This window comes from Microbacterium sp. NPDC090225, from assembly GCF_044772365.1.
In the GTDB taxonomy this organism is placed as follows: Bacteria; Actinomycetota; Actinomycetes; order Actinomycetales; family Microbacteriaceae; genus Microbacterium.
Window position 1 is genome coordinate 1522790 of record NZ_JBIVYS010000001.1, and the last position, 15598, is coordinate 1538387.

Consider the following 15598-nt stretch of genomic DNA (forward strand, 5'->3'; position numbering starts at 1 on the left):
CGGGAAGTACGGGGATGCCCCGGGCTCGAGAGCCCGGGGCATCCGTGATCGTCAGTCGCGGTTCGCGACCAGGCGACGACGGGCGACGAGCACACCGCCGACCACGAGCAGCAGCAGAGCGATGCCGCCGATCGCGAGGGGCAGTTCTCCGCCGGTCGTGGCGAGCGCGTCGGAACCGGCTCCGGATGCCGCTGCGGCGGCGATCGTGAAAGCGGTCTCGACCGTCGAACCGTCGGGCAGGGTCACCACGATCGTGTGGGCTCCGGCCTCGAACGTCGTCGGGATCGTCCAGGTCGCGGCCAGCGTGCCGTCGGCCGCGACCGTGAACGAACCCAGGTCGACCGGGTCGGAGTGCACGACGACCGACACGGTGTCACCGGGGGTGAACCCGGTGCCCGCGATCGTGATCTTGCCACCCTGGACGGCCTCTCCCGAGACCGTGACGCGAGGCTTCGCGGGAGCGGTGACCGGCGCCTCGACGACGGTCACCGTGCGGTCGGCGGTCGCGATGTTGCCCGCGGCATCCGTCGCCGTGTAGACGAGGTCGTACGAGCCGAGCACCGCGGTGTCGACCGAACCCTCGACCTCGAGCGACGCAGTGACGTCACCGTCGCGCTCGTCGGTGGCGGTGACTCCGGCGAGGGCGTCGAACTTCTCGCCCTGCACGACCTCCGACTCGGCCGGGAAGGCGATCTCGGGTGCGGTGACGTCGTCGCGCACGAGAGTGACCTCGTCGACGACGCTGTTCACGGGCGACGCCGTGCCGTTCGCCTGGCTGCGCAGGGTGGTGACGGTGATGGAGTCGTCGGTGACCTCGATGTGCGAGTAGTTGCGCACCTTCTCCTGGTTGATGACCGAGCCGTACCAGGCGTCGGGTGCCTTCACGTCGTAGTACTTCGATCCGCTGGCGGAGTTGGCGGTGACGTACAGCACCTCGCCCTCAGCGGCGGAGACCTCGGACTGGCCGGGCACCTCGGTCGCGTCGGCGAGCTCGCCGTCCTTGATCAGGTACGTGCGGGTGTAGCTGTGGTCGTGGCCCTGTAGCACGAGGTCGAAGCCGAGGTCGGAGATCGCGGTCGGCAGCGCGTTGCGCAGGCGCTCGATCTGGGTGTCGTACACGTGCGACGCGACCGAGTAGATCGAGTGGTGGAACGCGAGCACCTTCCACTTCGCGTCGGCACCGTGCTCGGCCACGACCTTCTCCATGAAGTCGATGTGGCTCTGGTCGTCGTTGCTGTTCGTGTTCAGCACGACGTAGAGCACGTCCTTGTAGATGAACCAGTAGTCGCCGCCCGACGAGGTGCCGCTGCTCGCGGAGCCCGCGGTCTCATCGAGGTTGGGCACCGTGTAGTGCTGCGCGTACGCCTTCGAGCCCACGTCGTGGTTGCCGTTGACCGGCACGGTGGGGATGCTCGAGAGCTGGTCGGGCGCGAGGTAGTAGCCGTATTCGGTCTCACTGGATGCCGTGTTGACCTGGTCGCCGGCCGAGAAGAGCAGCTCGCTGTCGGGGTAGGTCTGCTCGGCGATGTCGAGCGTGTCGGCCCAGCCCTGACCGTCGCGCTCCGCGTTGCCGGAGGCGCCGATCTGCGGGTCACCGAAGAAGAGGAAGCCGTAGTCGCCCGAGAACGACGCGGTCGAGAACGACCGGACGTCCGACCAGCCGCCGGCCTCGGAGCCCACGCGGTAGAGGTAGGTGGTGTTCTCGGCGAGGCCCTGGAGCGCGGCGCGACGGTTGTACTCGTTGCTGCTCGTGAGGCCGCCGGTGGCGGCGACGGTGGTGACGCCGGATGCCGGGAACGACGAGGTGTCGGTGCCGGGTGCGTACTGCAGCTCCTGAGCCGAGTCGACGTTCGTGTACCAGGTCACGTTGCGGGCCGACTCGTCGGCGCCGATCGTGAGGACCACGTCGTCGTACGATGCCACGGGCTCGACGCCCGCGATCTTCGGGGTGAGGCTCTGGAAGTCGAAGTAGATGTCGGAGCTCGTGATGCGGTCCTGGTAGAGCGCGACGGCGATCGTGTTCTCGCCGGCGACGAGGTCGTCGGCGTCGATCGTGAACGTCGAGGTGACGGGATCGCCGCCGCTGTTGCCTGCGTACAACAGGTTGCGCTGAGCCTCGGGAGCCGCTTCGACCTTCTCGTCGACGAATCCGGCAACCTTCTCGCCGTTGACGAACACCTGCACGGCGTCGTCGTAGGTGAGCGTGGCGGAGAGACCGTCGATCGCCTCCAGCTGCTCGGCATCGATGTCGACCGCGGTGCGGAAGTGGAAGGTGGGGACGTCGTCGGTCGTGCCCGCGATGTACTGGTTCAGCAGCGTGGTGATCGGGAAGCCCGAGCCGATGCCGGTCGGCTGACCGTTCTTCGCGCCGAACGCGCCCGTGGCGGTCTTCCACGTGGAGTCGTCGTAGGCGGCCTGCGTCCAGACCAGGCGGTCGGCGGCACCGGCCGCAGGGTCGGTGTTGTCATCGGAGTACGACCACGTGGTGGCGGCCGTGCTCAGGAAGGTCTCGGGCAGTTCGGCCGCGGTGGCGGCGGAGCCTCCGAGCGCGACGACGGCACCGGAGGCCATCGTCGCGGCGAGGATCGCGGCGCAGACGCGCCGGCGAGTGGGGGACGAAACAGACATACGGAAGGGAACTCCTTGACGAGTCTCGAGTGGGGGAACTCGCCCACGCTAGAGACGCTGCTGACCCGGATGCTGTCTGAGAAGCATCCGTTCGGTGAACGGCGCGCGGACGGCGGGTTTCCGAGTGCGCCGATTCCCTGGGGTCCCTGCCACAAGAAAGACGCGTCAGAGGGCCGCCTGTGACGACGGGCGTCGGTCGACCTTCACCGGCCACCGGAAGTGTTCGACGAATCCGGCGATCGTCCGGGAGCGCGTGACGAGGAGGAACAGTCCGTAGCCGATGACCCCGCCCAGGATGTTCGTCATCCAGTCGTTGATGTCTGCGAGGTGTCCGGTCGAGGCGAGCCGCGGCGGCCATCTGCGTCAGTTCGATGGCCAGGCTCGCTCCGGCGACGATCACCACCACCTTCCACCAGCTGGGTCGCGCGACGAGCAGGGGGATGAGGATGCCGAGGGGCACGAACACCGCGACGTTGATGAGAGCGTCTTCGAGCCCGTAGTCGGCGAAGGGCACGAGGTAGAGCGCCAACGGGCGCGGCCCGTCGTAGAAGCCCGTCCCGATGCGCAGGAAGATCGGGAAGATCGTGTTGGCGACCACTCCGCCCGCGTAGATCGCGAGCACCGCGGCGACGCTCGCCCGCGCCAGCGTCACGCGCCCGCGGGAGCGGAGCACCTTGATGAGCACGAGGAAGATCACGACGCCGAGGGGGATCACGATCGGGAGCATGGGGACTTCGACGAACTTCATTCACTGCTTCCGGTGGCGACAGGGGCGGAGCGGTGGTACCGGACTGATCGTACTGGCATTCCCGAACGAGATTCCGTGATCAAACCGTTGCATTCGTTACCTCGCCGTTATACAGTGATCACACGGTGAATGTTTGCTGTGGCACTCACCGAATGTGATTGCAGGACACTCTTGGTGCAAGGGACAAGGGCCGGTCGGGAGCCTCTCCGATCGGCCCTTACTGCTGCCCCCCGGGCCGGTATCCTGTAGGAATGACCGATCGCAAGCTCGCCCTCGCCGCCTGGGAGAGCCTGTTCCGCGCTCAGCACGAGGTCTTCCACGACATGCTCGCCGACTTCGACGGCACCGACATCAGTCAGGCCGAGTACGACGTCATGCTCACGGTGACCCGCTCCCCCGACATGACCGCGCGGCTGCGCGACATCACCGCGAACATGCTGATCAGTCAGCCGAGCGTCTCGCGCCTCGTCGACCGGATGGTCACGAACGGCCTGGTCACCAAGTGCGCCGACCCCGACGACGGTCGAGGGTCTCTCATCACCGCGACGGATGCCGGTGCGCGCGCGTTCCGTGCGGTCGCCACCGTGCACGGGCGATCCATCGCCGAACGCATGTCGGCCCTCGACGACGACGAGCTGCGCACGCTTCGCGCACTCTCCGACAAACTGCGCCGCTCCTGACAGCACCTCCCGACACCGACGGTTGTCCACACGGGGACTTCTCCCCTCGGCATCCGTTCCTGTGATCTGGCAGGGTGGGAGCTGAGTCCCGCACGCCGCGGGAACGCAGACTTCCCCTTCGGGGGATCAGGGAGGTCACCCATGGAGCTCGCCGGACTCGTCGGCATCCTCGTCATCGTCGGCATCGCCGTCGTCATCGTCGTCGTCGTCCTGCTCATCCTGCTGCTGTTCGCACGCAGCTGGATCAAGGTCGCCCGCGCCGATGAGGCGCTGGTGATCTCGGGACGCAAGCAGAAGGTGCAACGCGCCGTGATCGGCGCCGACGGCACCAGCCGCCCCGAGATGTCGGAGTCGCCGGTCACCGTCATCGTGAACGGCAAGTCGCTCGTCAACCCGATCACGCAGCGCCACGAGATCATCTCGCTGCGCTCGCGCCAGGTGTCGCTGAACGCCGAGGCGCAGTCGCTCGACAGCGTCACGCTCAACGTCGACGGCGTCGCGATCGTCAAGATCGGCTCCGACCCCATCCTCGTGCGCCGCGCCGCCGAGCGTTTCGCCTCGCAGGACAAGGCCATCGAGCAGTTCACCACCGAGCAGCTCGAGGGCGCCCTGCGTGGCATCGTGGCGACGCTGTCGGTCGTCGAGCTCATGCGCGAGCGCAAGAAGTTCTCCGACCAGATCGCCGCCGACGTCTCGCAGGAGCTCGCCGAGCAGGGCTTGATCCTCGACTCGTTCCAGATCAAGGGCATCACCGACAAGGTCGGCTACATCCAGTCGCTGGGTGCTCCCGAGATCCAGGCGAAGCGCCAGTCGGCCGAGATCTCGCAGACGAACGCCGACCGTGCGATCAACCAGAAGTTCATCGCCAACCAGGAAGCGAACCTGGTCGAGCAGACCGCCCTCGACACCAACACCGCCAACGCGAACGCCGGCATCGGTCGCGCGCGCGCCGAGGCGGAGCAGGCCGAGAACCTCGCCCGCGAGCAGGCCCAGCAGGCCGTTCTGCAGCAGCAGGCCGAGAACAAGCAGGCCCAGCTCGACGCCGACGTCAAGCGCGTCGCCGACGCGCAGCGGTACGAGGCCGAGACCCGCGCCCAGGCCGAGCTCTACACGCGTGAGCGCGCCGCCGAGGCCGCTGCGATCGAGCAGGTCAAGCAGGCCGAGGCCCGCACCCGCATCGCCGAACAGCAGGCGCAGGCCGACAAGGCCCGTGCCGACGGTGAGGCCGCAGCCGCGGTCGCCAGCGCGACCGGTGAGGCCGAAGCGCTGCGGTCGAAGGCAGAGGCCGAGTCCGACGCCCGCCGCCTGATCGCCATCGCCGAAGCCGACGCGATCCGCGCCGAGGGTGAAGCCCGCGCCGCCGCCGTCGAGGCCGAAGCGAAGGCCATCGCCTCCAACCAGGACGCCTTCCTCTCGCAGCGCGTGCTCGACGTGCTGCCGTCGATCATGGCCGAGTTCGCCAAGGGCTACTCGGCGATCGGCAACGTGTCGATCATCGGCGGCTCCGGCGAGGACGGCGCCTCGCAGGTCGTCGGCGCCGACAGCGCGAAGGCACTGCGCTCGGTGTTCGACAGCGTGCAGTCGGCGACCGGTCTCGACCTCGCCGGCATCATCCAGGGCCAGGCCGTGGGCCGCGGTTTCGGTGCCGGAGTGGCCGAAGCATCCGCCGCCGCAGCCCCTGCCGCGCCGACGCAGCGCGTGCCGAACCCGACGACTCCCCCGCCCCCCGCCGACGACGCGGAGTAGTCACCAGCAACACTCAGCGGATGCCGCGGCCGATCAGGTCGCGGCATCTGTCGTTTCCGCCGTACCCAACTCAGGAAGAACTCGGCCGCGCAGCCTGTTTCCTCCCCGATCCAGGCCGATCCCGGCTGGTTTTCCTGAGTTAGGTACACCCGCCGCGGCCCCGCCACGTCTACTCGCTCTTCTCGACGCGTGCAGACTGGAGGCATGACCTCCGCCGCCTTCGACCTTGCCGCGATCGGCGCAGGGCTCTCGTTCGCCTCCGCGATCGACGAGCTCCAGGCGGCGCTCGACACGAGTGCGTCGGTGGTCGTGAGCGCCCCTCCCGGCACGGGCAAGACCACGTTCGTGCCGCCGCTGCTCGCCTCGCGATCCGTCGGCCGCGTGATCGTCACACAGCCGCGCCGCGTGGCCGCCCGGGCCGCAGCGCGCCGGCTCGCCCAGCTCGACGGCTCGCCGCTCGGCACGCGCGTCGGTTTCACGGTGCGCGGCGAGCGCACGGTCGGGCCCGAGACACGGGTCGAGTTCGTCACGGCGGGTGTGCTGCTGCGACGCTTGCTCGACGACCCGGATCTGGCCGGCGTGGATGCGGTGATCATAGACGAGGTGCACGAGCGCGCACTCGAGACCGACCTGTTGATCGGCCTGCTCTCGGAGGTGCGCGAGCTGCGCGACGACCTCGTCCTCATCGCCATGTCGGCAACGCTGGATGCCGAACGCATCGCCGCCGTGATCGGCACCGACGACCGGCCCGCTCCGATCGTCGACCACGCGGTGCCCGCCTTCTCCCTCACCGAGCGGTGGGCGCCGAGCCCCGCTCCGCGCCTCGACGAGCGCGGGGTGACCTGGGCGTTCCTCGATCACGTCGCGCGCACTGCGGCATCCGCTGCTCTCGATCTGCACCGCGATGATCCCGCGGCCGATGTGCTGGTCTTCGCGCCGGGCGCACGCGAGGTGTCGGAGGTCGCCCGGCGCATCCGAGACGCGAGCGAGGTGTTCGACGTGCGGGAGCTGCACGGTCGGATGCCTCCGGCCGAACAGGATGCCGTGATCCGCGGCCGCGGCCCGACCGACGCACCCCGGATCATCGTGACCACCTCACTCGCGGAGTCCGCGCTGACCGTGCCGGGCGTGCGGTTGGTCGTCGACACCTGCCTGGCCCGGACCCCGCAGCGCGACGCCGGGCGCGGGATGACGGGGCTCGTGACCACCGTCGCCTCTCGTTCGTCGAGCGTGCAGCGCGCCGGTCGCGCCACCCGCCAAGGGGCGGGCACCGTGGTGCGCTGCGTCGACGAACGCACCTACGCCACGGCGCCCGCGCGGCCGTCTCCCGAGATCGCCTCGACCGATCTGGCGGACGCCGCTCTGCTGCTCGCCTGCTGGGGAGCACCGGGAGGGAAGGGTCTGCGATTGATCGACCCTCTACCCTCCGAGAGTCTGGCCGACGCCCTCACGGTGCTGCATGGCCTCGGCGCGATCGACGACGAGGGTCGCGCGACGTCCGAGGGGCGAGCCCTGGCGCGCATCCCGACCGATCCGCGCCTCGCCCGCGCGCTGCGCGACGGGAGCCCGGTGGTGGGTTCGCGCCTCGCCGCCGAAGTGGTCGCGCTGCTGGGAGGCGACGTGCGCACGGCCGACTCCGACGTCGCGCAGGCCCTCATCACCCTGCGCGGCGGACGAACCCCGGAGGCCCGTCGTTGGCGCAGCGACGCGGATCGCCTCGAGCGCATGACCACGTCCGCGCCCGGTGTGCGCTCCGATCTCGACGGTGTCGGCCTGGTGATCGCCTTGGCGTTCCCCGAGCGGATCGCCCGCCGTGTCGACCGCACCGCGAACGGGGCGACGTTCCTGCTGGCCTCGGGCACCCGCGCCGGCGTGAGCGGATCGCTCGCGGCGGTCGAGTGGCTGGCGATCGCCGATGTCACGCGTGCGTCCGGGCGCGCCGCCGCCGGCTCGGGTGCCGTCGTCCGATCGGCAGCGATACTCACCGAGGAGCAGATGGAGCGGGCAGCGAGCCATCTGCTCACCGACCGCGTCGAGGCGGAGTTCGTCGGCGGCCGCATCCAGGCGCGTCGCGAGCGGCGGGTGGGCGCCATCCTTCGATCCTCGGCTCCGGTGCGCGCGTCGGCCGACGAGGGTCGGGATGCCGTGCGCCGCACGCTTCAGCGCGAGGGGCTGAGCATGTTCACCTGGTCAGCATCCGCCGTCGAACTGCGGAGCCGGCTGGCGCTGCTGCACCGCGAGCGGGGGGCGCCGTGGCCGGACGTCTCGGATGCCGGTCTCCTCTCCGCCCTCGACACCTGGCTCGCACCCGAGCTCGACTCACTGGCCAGCGGCACCCCCGCAGCGAGGCTCGACCTCACCTCCGCGCTCCGGCGGCTGCTCCCGTGGCCCGAGGCAGGGCGCCTCGACGAGCTCGTGCCCGAACGGCTCGAGGTGCCGAGCGGCTCCCGCGTGCGCATCGCGTATCCGACCCTCGACGATCCCGACGCCCGGCCGGTCGTCGCCGTGAAGTTGCAGGAGTGCTTCGGCTGGGCAGAGACTCCCCGGCTCGTCGACGGGCGCGTGCCGGTGCTCTTCCACCTGCTCTCCCCCGCCGGGCGCCCGCTCGCCGTCACCGATGACCTGACTTCGTTCTGGTCGGGCCCTTATGCGCAGGTGCGGGCCGAGATGCGCGGCCGCTATCCGAAGCATCCGTGGCCCGAGGATCCCTGGGCGGCTGCCCCGACCCGACACACGAAGAACCGCGCCGCGCGCTGAGGCCGGTCGCCGCGGTCAGCGCGTACGCCGGCGCAGCGTCAGCGAGGCGAGCACGAGCGCGCCGATCGCGAACGCCACCACGATGAGCAGCGGCCCGAACACGTCCCACCCCTCGTCTCCCGCGGCGACGGCGTTGATCGTGTCGATCGCGTGGCTGAGCGGCAGCCAGTCCGAGATCGCGAACAGCACGTCGGGCATCTGGTCGCGGGGCATGAACAGGCCGCCGAGGATGATCTGCGGGAAGACGAGCAGCGGCATGAACTGCACGGCCTGGAACTCGGTCTGCGCGAACGCACTCGCGAGCAGTCCGAGCGCGGTGCCGAGCAGCGCGTCGACGATCGCGACGAGCCCGAGCTGCCAGAGCGGCCCCTCGACGTCGAGCCCGCACACCCCCACCGCGAACGCCACGGTGATCACCGCCTGCAGCAGGGCCATGACTCCGAAGGCGAGTGCGTACCCGAGGATGAAGTCGGCCTTGCCGAGCGGCGTCGTCATGAGCCGTTCGAGCGTGCCCGATCGGCGCTCGCGCAGTGTGGTGATCGAGGTGATCAGGAACATCACGATGAACGGGAACAGTGCCAGGATCGCCCCGCCGAACTGGTCGAACACGCCGTCCTGGTCGCTGAACAGCCACGCGAAGAGCCCGACGAGCAGGCTCGGGGCGATGAGCATGAGGGCGATCGATCGCGGGTCGTGGCGCAGCTGGGCGAGCACGCGGCCCGCGGTGGCGAGCATCCGTGCGCCGTTCATAGCGGGTCCTCCGTCCCGCGGGCGCGGCGCGATCGTCGGGTGTCGCCGGCGCCGGCGGGACCGGCAGCAGGAGCGGATGCCGCGGCCTGATCGCGTTCGATCAGCGTGAGGAACGCCGCCTCGGCGTCGGGGGCACCGGTCTCATCGAGGAGTCCCTGCGGGGTGGTGTCGGCGATGATCCGGCCGTCGCGCAGGAGCAGCAGTCGGTCGCAGCGCGCGGCTTCGTCCATGACGTGACTCGAGACGATGAGCGTCACGCCGCGATCGGCGAGGCCGCGGAACAGCGTCCACAGCTCGGCGCGCAGCACCGGGTCGAGGCCGACCGTCGGCTCATCGAGCACGACGACGTCGGGCGATCCGATGAGGGCGATCGCGAGCGACACCCGATTCAGTTGTCCGCCGCTGAGCGACTCGACGAGCTGCCCGGCCTGCGCGCGCAGCCCGACCTCGGCGATCACGCGATCGACATCGCCCTTCGGGGCCTTCAGCAGGGAGGCGAAGTACGCGAGGTTCTGCCGCACCGTGAGGTCGGCGTAGACCGCGGCGCCCTGGGTGCCGTAGGCGACGCGGTGGCGCAGCTGCGGCGATCCGCCCGGCTCTCCGAGCACCGTGACGTGACCGGAATCGATGCGCTGCACGCCGACGATCGCGCGCATGAGCGTGGTCTTGCCGCAGCCCGACGGGCCGAGCAGCCCGGTGATCTGGCCGCGCGGGATCGTCAGATCGATCCCGTCGAAGACGTGGACCGCGCCGCGCCGCACACGCAGCCCCGTGATCTCGACCGCGGCTCCCTCGCCGCCCACCGAACCGCTCATGGTGCGATTATGCTCCGGCAGGAATGCCCGAGCCACCCCTCAGCACTCGATGACGTTGACCGCGAGGCCGCCCTCGCTCGTCTCCTTGTACTTGGTCGACATGTCGAGTCCGGTCTGGCGCATGGTCTCGACGACCGCGTCGAGTGAGACGTAGTGGCTGCCGTCGCCGCGCAGGGCCAGTCGGGCTGCGGTGACGGCGGTCGAGGCGGCGATCGCGTTGCGCTCGATGCAGGGGATCTGCACGAGGCCCCCGATCGGGTCGCACGTGAGTCCGAGGTGGTGCTCCATCGCGATCTCGGCGGCGTTCTCGATCTGACGGTTGGTGCCGCCCATCACGGCGGTGAGTCCGCCGGCGGCCATCGCGCAGGCCGACCCGACCTCGGCCTGGCACCCGCCCTCGGCGCCCGAGATCGACGCGTTGGCCTTGAAGAGCGACCCCAGAGCGGTGGCGGTCAACAGGAAACGACGGATGCCTCGGCGGCGGTTCGCCTCGGCGGTCTGCTCCTCGTCCAGCGCGTCGGAGGCGGCGAGCGCTCGAGCATCCGATTCGAATCCCAGCAGGGCGCTGCCGACCAGCTCGCCGTACGGGGTGACGGCGTTGCCCGCGCCCAGGCCGGAGTCGGCGAGGAACCGCCACCAGTACATGGCGACGGCGGGCAGGATGCCGGCGGCACCGTTCGTCGGGGCGGTGACGACGCGCCCGCCCGCGGCGTTCTCCTCGTTGACGGCGAGCGCGAAAGCGCCGAGCCATTCGCCCGGGAGTTCGCGGTGGCCGTCGGCCTCCGAGGCGTCGAGCTGCCCGCGGATCACCCCGGCACGTCGCTTCACCTTGAGGATGCCGGGCAGCACACCGTCGGCGTGCAGGCCGGCGTCGACGCATCCGGCCATCGCATCCCAGATCGCGTCGAGTCCCGCGGCGACCTCTTCTTCGCTGCGCAGGGAGGTCTCGTTGAGTCGCGCGACCTCGGCGATCGAGAGGCCGTGCTCGTCGCAGAGCGCGAGCAGCGATGCGGCATCCGCATAGGAATAGGGGAATCCGGAGGTCGCGAGCGCGGCTTCCTCGCCCTCGCGACGGATGAACCCACCGCCGACGGAGTAGTAGGTCTCTTCCGCCACCGCCTCGCCGTCGCTCGCCCACGCCGTGAGCGTCATCGCGTTCGGATGCCCGGGCAGCCGCGTGCGCGGGGTGAACACGATGTCGTCCTTCGCGAAGGCGACCTCGTGCGCGCCGGCGATGGTGAGAGGCGCCCCCGCGGGGTAGTCGCTCCAGGCCGAGCGCACGGCGGCGGGGTCGCAGGTCTCGGGTGAGAGTCCGCGGAGGCCGGCGACGACGGCATCCGGGGTTCCGTGGCCGATGCCGGTCGCGCCCAGTGAGCCGAAGAGAGTGCACCCGAGGCGCGAGACGCGAGCGAGCGATCCTGCGGCGGCGAGCCGCTGCGCGAAGTCGAGAGCCGCCCGCATCGGTCCGACCGTGTGGGAGCTCGAGGGCCCCACTCCGATGGAGAAGAGGTCGAAGGCCGAGACGTACGCTGTCACCCCTCCAGGCTACGCCGAATCGTCGGTTTCGGTTCACCTTCGTTAACCCACCGATTCAGTACTGTGAGCGGGTGAGCGATGACACCGGAATCCTGATCTTCCTCGCCGTCGGCGTTCTCGTCGTGATCGGCATCGTCTTCTTCGGCGTGCTGAGCTCGCGACGCAAGAAGAAGGCGACCACCCGCACGTTCACGGTGCGCTCCGGCCGCATCGGCACGCAGCCATTCCTCGAGAGCAGCGACCTCGCCCTCGACGACAAGCGCCAGGAAGAGCTGTTCCGCCTCACCTACGAGATCGGCGGCTCGCTGCAGATCGCCTCCGATGACGAGCCCGACGACCGCACCGTGCACATCTCGCGCATCGGCCGCAGCCTCCGCGCCGGGTTCCCGCAGGCGAAGATCGGCTTGTCGGTGTACTTCCGCGAGTGGGAGAACAGCGAGTTCCCCGCGCGCTTCCCCGTGCGCGGCGACCACGGCACCACGGCGGTGACGATGGATGCCGCGGGCGTGACGGCCCTCGATGCGAACAGTTCGATCGTCTGGACCTCGCCCTGGTCGACCCTGCGGTTCTCGAACGGACCCGACCTGGTGCTCCTCGACGGCGCCGGCAAGACCGTGCGCCTGCAGCCGGCGGATGCCCAGCCCGAGGTCGAGGAGATCGTCATCAAGTACGGCACGCTCCAGCAGATGCACTTCTGAGCGCGCGTCAAGCCCCTTCAGACGAGGCGGCGGCGACGGCATCCTGAACGTCAGACATCGCGAAGGGAGCGATCATGACGAGCAGCACCCCCGAACCCACCGACGACCTCTCCGCCGAGGCGCAGACGCCCACGCCGACTCCGGCATCGGATACCGAGGGCGAAGTGACCACGCCGGATGCGGCCGAGTCACCCGAAAACGCCGATCCGAGCGAGGTGCCGAGCACCGAGGACCTGCAGGAGCCGAGCACCGAGAAGGATCCGGGAGAAGAGCCCAAGGCCCCGAAGCGCGACGAGCCCGAACCCGACCATGAGGCGGTCGGGATCGGGGTCGTCGACACCGAGGACTGAGGCTGCTCCGGCGGGGACCCTCGACAAGCTCAGGGACCCAGCTCTAGACGACCCTTCGACAAGCTCAGGGACCCAGTGCGTACCTGGGTCGCCAGCCGATGCTGGGTCGCTGAGCCTGTCGAAGCGCGCCGCCGCGCAGAAACCCCGCCCTACTCGACGAGCTTGCCCGCCGTGTCGACCTCGCGCATGAGCTCAGCGATCTCCTCGGGGATCTCGGGGATCGCCTCGCGCGTGACGCCGTCGCGCGGCGACCAGACGAGGTTCACCTGCAGCGTCGGGTCGGTGTCGGGGAAGTCGCTGCGGTTGTGGCATCCGCGGGTCTCACGACGCTCGAGCGCCGCCTCCATCGTCGCCCGCGCCGCGAGCGCCGAGGCCTTGAGGTCGAAGGCGTGCGCGAGGTCCTGGAACCCGGCGATGTCGGGGTGGATGCCGATGTCTTCCATGCGCCCCTCGATGAGGTCGAGTTCGGCGAGACCCTGACGCAGCCCCTCCTCCGAGCGCACGACGCCGGCGTGCTCGGTCATGGTGTTGCGGATCGCGCGCTGCAGGGCGCGCACGTTCTCGCGTCCGTCGGCGGCGAGGAGGTCGTCGATCTCGGCTCGTGCGCCGGCGACGGCATCCGCTGACCTCTTCTGCGCCTCGAGGGAGGCCGCGTGCTCCATCGCGGACTGGCCGACGATGCGTCCGTAGACGAGCAGTTCGATGAGCGAGTTGCCGCCGAGACGGTTGGCGCCGTGGAGTCCGCTCGAGGCCTCGCCGATGGCGTAGAGGCCGTCGACGTCGGTCTGGTGGTCTTCGGGCCGCACCCACACGCCGCCCATCGAGTAGTGCGCGGTCGGCGCGATCTCGATCGGGTCGGTGGTGATGTCGAGCATCTGCAACTCCATCATCGTCTGGTAGACGCGGGGCAGGCGGGTCATGATCGTCTCGCGCGGCAGGTGCGAGACGTCGAGCCAGACGCCGCCGTTCTCGGTGCCGCGCCCTTCCTTGATCTCGGTGTACGCGGCGAGCGCGACGCGGTCGCGGGTCGACAACTCCATGCGCTCGGGGTCGTACTTCGGCATGAACCGCTCGCCGAGGGCGTTGCGCAGGATTCCGCCTTCGCCGCGAGCGGCCTCGGAGATGAGGGTGCCGGCGGCGTTCTCGGGCTCGATGATGCCGGACGGGTGGAACTGCACGAGCTCGGGGTCGCGTAGCCGGGCGCCGGCGTCGACCGCGAGGCGGAAGGAGTCGCCCGTGTTCTCGTCGCGGCGCGAGGAGGTGCGGCGCCAGATGCGGTTGTGGCCACCGGCGGCGAGGATGACGGCATCCGCGTGAATCAGGTAGCGCGTGCCGTCGGCCTGGTCGAAGCCGTAGGCGCCGAAGACGACGTTGTCGCGCACGAGCAGACGGGTGATGTAGACGTTGTCGAGGATGGGCACCTCGAGCTGCTCGGCCTTGCGCACGAGGGTGCGCTGGATCTCGAGGCCCGTGTAGTCGCCCGAGAAGGCGGTGCGGCGGAAGGTGTGGGCGCCGAAGAAGCGCTGCGAGATGCGACCGTCGTCTTCACGGGCGAAGTCCATGCCCCAGCGCTCGAGATCGCGGATGCCGCGCTCGGCACCCTGCGTGACGATCTCGACCGTATGGGGGTTGGCGAGCAGGTAGCTCTCCTTGATGGTGTCGGCGGCGTGCTGCTGCCAGGTGTCGTCGGAGTCCATGGTGCCGAGAGCGGCGTTGATGCCACCGGCGGCGAGAGAGGTGTGGGCGTCCTGCCTCGGGCGTTTGCCGACGGCGAGCACGTCGATGCCGTGTTCGGCGACCTCGATCGCCGCGCGCAGCCCGGATCCGCCGGTGCCGATGACGAGGATCGTGGTGGAGATCTGACGTTCGCGAATACTCATGCCATCGACGCTAGTTAGGTCATCCTAATAACTCCAATGCATAGTTTCTCTTTGAACCATGTAGGTACGCTATGAGCATGAACCTCGAGCAACTCCGCGGGTTCGTCGAGGTCGCCCGCCTCGGCCACTTCACCCGAGCGTCGGAGCACCTGCATCTCGCACAGCCGTCGCTGAGCCGTCAGATCTCGACGCTCGAACGCGAACTCGGCGCCGAACTCTTCCACCGCGCCCGCGGCCACATCGCCCTGACCACCGCTGGCGAGACCCTGCTCCCCCGCGCGCAGCGCATGCTCGCCGAGGCCGAGGCGATCAAGGAGGAGATGGGTGAACTCGCCGGCATCCGTCGCGGGCGCGTGCGCCTCGGCGCCCCGCCCACGCTCTGCATGAGCCTCGTCGCCGAGGCGCTGGCCGCGTTCCACGTGTCGCACCCCGGCGTCGAACTGCAGCTCGCCGAGGCGGGATCGCGCGCGCTGGTCGAGCAGGTCGCCGTCGGCGCGGTCGACATGGCGCTCATCACCGAGTCGGCCGGCCCACCGCCCGCGGGCGTCAGCCTGACGCGGATGCCGCTGCTCGCCGAAGAACTGGTCGTCGTGTCGTCGGCATCCCAGCCGCCGGTGTCGACGGCATCCGCCATCGACCTCGACGAACTCGCCACCCTGCCGCTCATCGTGTTCGACGAGACATACGAATTGCGGGCGACGACGGATGCCGCGTTCCGCAGCGAGGGCCTCGAACCCACACCCGTGCTCGCCGGCGCCGAGATGGACGCCGTGCTGCGCTTCGTCGAACGCGGCCTCGGCGTCGCCGTCGTGCCCGCGATGGTGCTGCTCGACCAGCCCGGCCTGCGGTCGATGCGTCTGTCGCACCCCATGATGACCAGGACGGTGAGCCTCGCACACCGCTCGGACGTGCGGCCGGCGATCGCCGTGTCTGCCATGCGGAAGGTGATCGTGGCGACCGCGGTCGAGGTCGCGCGGCGTGACCCGGCGATCACGAGCCTGGTGGAGTAG

At 69.8% G+C, this 15598-nt stretch carries 12 protein-coding genes and 1 pseudogene; 6 read left to right on the top strand and 7 right to left on the bottom strand.

The features are described from left to right. Positions 1–51: 51 nt before the first annotated feature. From ACIQTT_RS07305 to ACIQTT_RS07315, 3 genes and pseudogenes are all read right to left on the bottom strand, one after another. On the bottom strand, positions 52–2628 hold the full coding sequence (locus ACIQTT_RS07305; RefSeq protein WP_402788081.1) for a fibronectin type III domain-containing protein: 2577 nt from the start codon (positions 2626–2628) through the stop codon (positions 52–54). 165 nt (positions 2629–2793) lie between these two features. Beyond that, positions 2794–2934 (bottom strand): hypothetical protein, encoded by a 141-nt coding sequence (locus ACIQTT_RS07310; RefSeq protein WP_402791201.1) that lies wholly within the window; start codon positions 2932–2934, stop codon positions 2794–2796. An 88-nt stretch (positions 2935–3022) separates the two neighbouring features. Next, positions 3023–3376 (bottom strand): annotated as a pseudogene (locus ACIQTT_RS07315) (VanZ family protein); the annotation flags it as partial. 251 nt (positions 3377–3627) lie between these two features. Between ACIQTT_RS07315 and ACIQTT_RS07320 the strand changes: the two are divergent. The 3 genes from ACIQTT_RS07320 to hrpB all read left to right on the top strand — a co-directional run bounded on the left by ACIQTT_RS07320 (position 3628) and on the right by hrpB (position 8559). Next, positions 3628–4056, top strand: coding sequence for a MarR family winged helix-turn-helix transcriptional regulator (locus tag ACIQTT_RS07320; protein ID WP_247623366.1), 429 nt, complete (start codon positions 3628–3630; stop codon positions 4054–4056). A gap of 141 nt (positions 4057–4197) precedes the next feature. Next, the gene (locus tag ACIQTT_RS07325) at positions 4198–5802 is read left to right on the top strand and encodes an SPFH domain-containing protein (RefSeq protein WP_402788085.1); all 1605 of its coding nucleotides are present in this window, start codon (positions 4198–4200) and stop codon (positions 5800–5802) included. Positions 5803–6006: 204 nt separating this feature from the next. Further along, the gene (gene hrpB / locus ACIQTT_RS07330; protein WP_402788087.1) at positions 6007–8559 is read left to right on the top strand and encodes an ATP-dependent helicase HrpB; all 2553 of its coding nucleotides are present in this window, start codon (positions 6007–6009) and stop codon (positions 8557–8559) included. Positions 8560–8574: 15 nt separating this feature from the next. Here the strand turns inward: hrpB and ACIQTT_RS07335 are convergent, their stop codons facing one another. From ACIQTT_RS07335 to ACIQTT_RS07345, 3 genes are read right to left on the bottom strand one after another with little or no spacing between them, the layout of a single operon-like run. Then, on the bottom strand, positions 8575–9309 hold the full coding sequence (locus tag ACIQTT_RS07335; protein ID WP_336640950.1) for an ABC transporter permease: 735 nt from the start codon (positions 9307–9309) through the stop codon (positions 8575–8577). Then, complete coding sequence (locus ACIQTT_RS07340) at positions 9306–10124, bottom strand: ABC transporter ATP-binding protein (RefSeq protein ID WP_402788092.1); 819 nt, start codon at positions 10122–10124, stop codon at positions 9306–9308. Before ACIQTT_RS07340 ends, ACIQTT_RS07335 begins: the two co-directional genes overlap by 4 nt. Before the next feature lie 39 nt (positions 10125–10163). Then, positions 10164–11660, bottom strand: a complete 1497-nt coding sequence (locus ACIQTT_RS07345; protein WP_402788095.1) for an L-serine ammonia-lyase, iron-sulfur-dependent, subunit alpha — start codon at positions 11658–11660, stop codon at positions 10164–10166. A gap of 71 nt (positions 11661–11731) precedes the next feature. Here ACIQTT_RS07345 and ACIQTT_RS07350 point away from each other — a divergent pair, with 71 nt between their 5' ends. Both ACIQTT_RS07350 and ACIQTT_RS07355 read left to right on the top strand, forming a co-directional pair. Beyond that, entirely contained in the window at positions 11732–12358 is a 627-nt protein-coding gene (locus ACIQTT_RS07350) for a hypothetical protein (RefSeq protein WP_402788098.1), read from the top strand. Positions 12359–12432: 74 nt separating this feature from the next. Next, complete coding sequence (locus ACIQTT_RS07355; RefSeq protein WP_402788101.1) at positions 12433–12708, top strand: hypothetical protein; 276 nt, start codon at positions 12433–12435, stop codon at positions 12706–12708. 149 nt (positions 12709–12857) lie between these two features. Here ACIQTT_RS07355 and ACIQTT_RS07360 read toward each other — a convergent pair whose 3' ends face one another. Continuing rightward, positions 12858–14588, bottom strand: coding sequence for an L-aspartate oxidase (locus ACIQTT_RS07360; RefSeq protein ID WP_402788104.1), 1731 nt, complete (start codon positions 14586–14588; stop codon positions 12858–12860). 77 nt (positions 14589–14665) lie between these two features. On the opposite strand from ACIQTT_RS07360, the gene ACIQTT_RS07365 reads away from it, so the two are divergent. Then, a complete protein-coding gene (locus ACIQTT_RS07365) occupies positions 14666–15598 on the top strand; it encodes a LysR family transcriptional regulator (protein WP_402788107.1) in 933 nt (310 codons plus the stop codon).

Bases quoted from the DNA above. Each gene is read 5' to 3' on its own strand.
- ACIQTT_RS07305 (WP_402788081.1), bottom strand. From the start codon at position 2,628: ATGTCTGTTTCGTCCCCCACTCGCCGGCGCGTCTGCGCCGCGATCCTC.
- ACIQTT_RS07310 (WP_402791201.1), bottom strand. From the start codon at position 2,934: ATGACGAACATCCTGGGCGGGGTCATCGGCTACGGACTGTTCCTCCTC.
- ACIQTT_RS07320 (WP_247623366.1), top strand. From the start codon at position 3,628: ATGACCGATCGCAAGCTCGCCCTCGCCGCCTGGGAGAGCCTGTTCCGC.
- ACIQTT_RS07325 (WP_402788085.1), top strand. From the start codon at position 4,198: ATGGAGCTCGCCGGACTCGTCGGCATCCTCGTCATCGTCGGCATCGCC.
- hrpB (WP_402788087.1), top strand. From the start codon at position 6,007: ATGACCTCCGCCGCCTTCGACCTTGCCGCGATCGGCGCAGGGCTCTCG.
- ACIQTT_RS07335 (WP_336640950.1), bottom strand. From the start codon at position 9,309: ATGAACGGCGCACGGATGCTCGCCACCGCGGGCCGCGTGCTCGCCCAG.
- ACIQTT_RS07340 (WP_402788092.1), bottom strand. From the start codon at position 10,124: ATGAGCGGTTCGGTGGGCGGCGAGGGAGCCGCGGTCGAGATCACGGGG.
- ACIQTT_RS07355 (WP_402788101.1), top strand. From the start codon at position 12,433: ATGACGAGCAGCACCCCCGAACCCACCGACGACCTCTCCGCCGAGGCG.
- ACIQTT_RS07360 (WP_402788104.1), bottom strand. From the start codon at position 14,588: ATGAGTATTCGCGAACGTCAGATCTCCACCACGATCCTCGTCATCGGC.
- ACIQTT_RS07365 (WP_402788107.1), top strand. From the start codon at position 14,666: ATGAACCTCGAGCAACTCCGCGGGTTCGTCGAGGTCGCCCGCCTCGGC.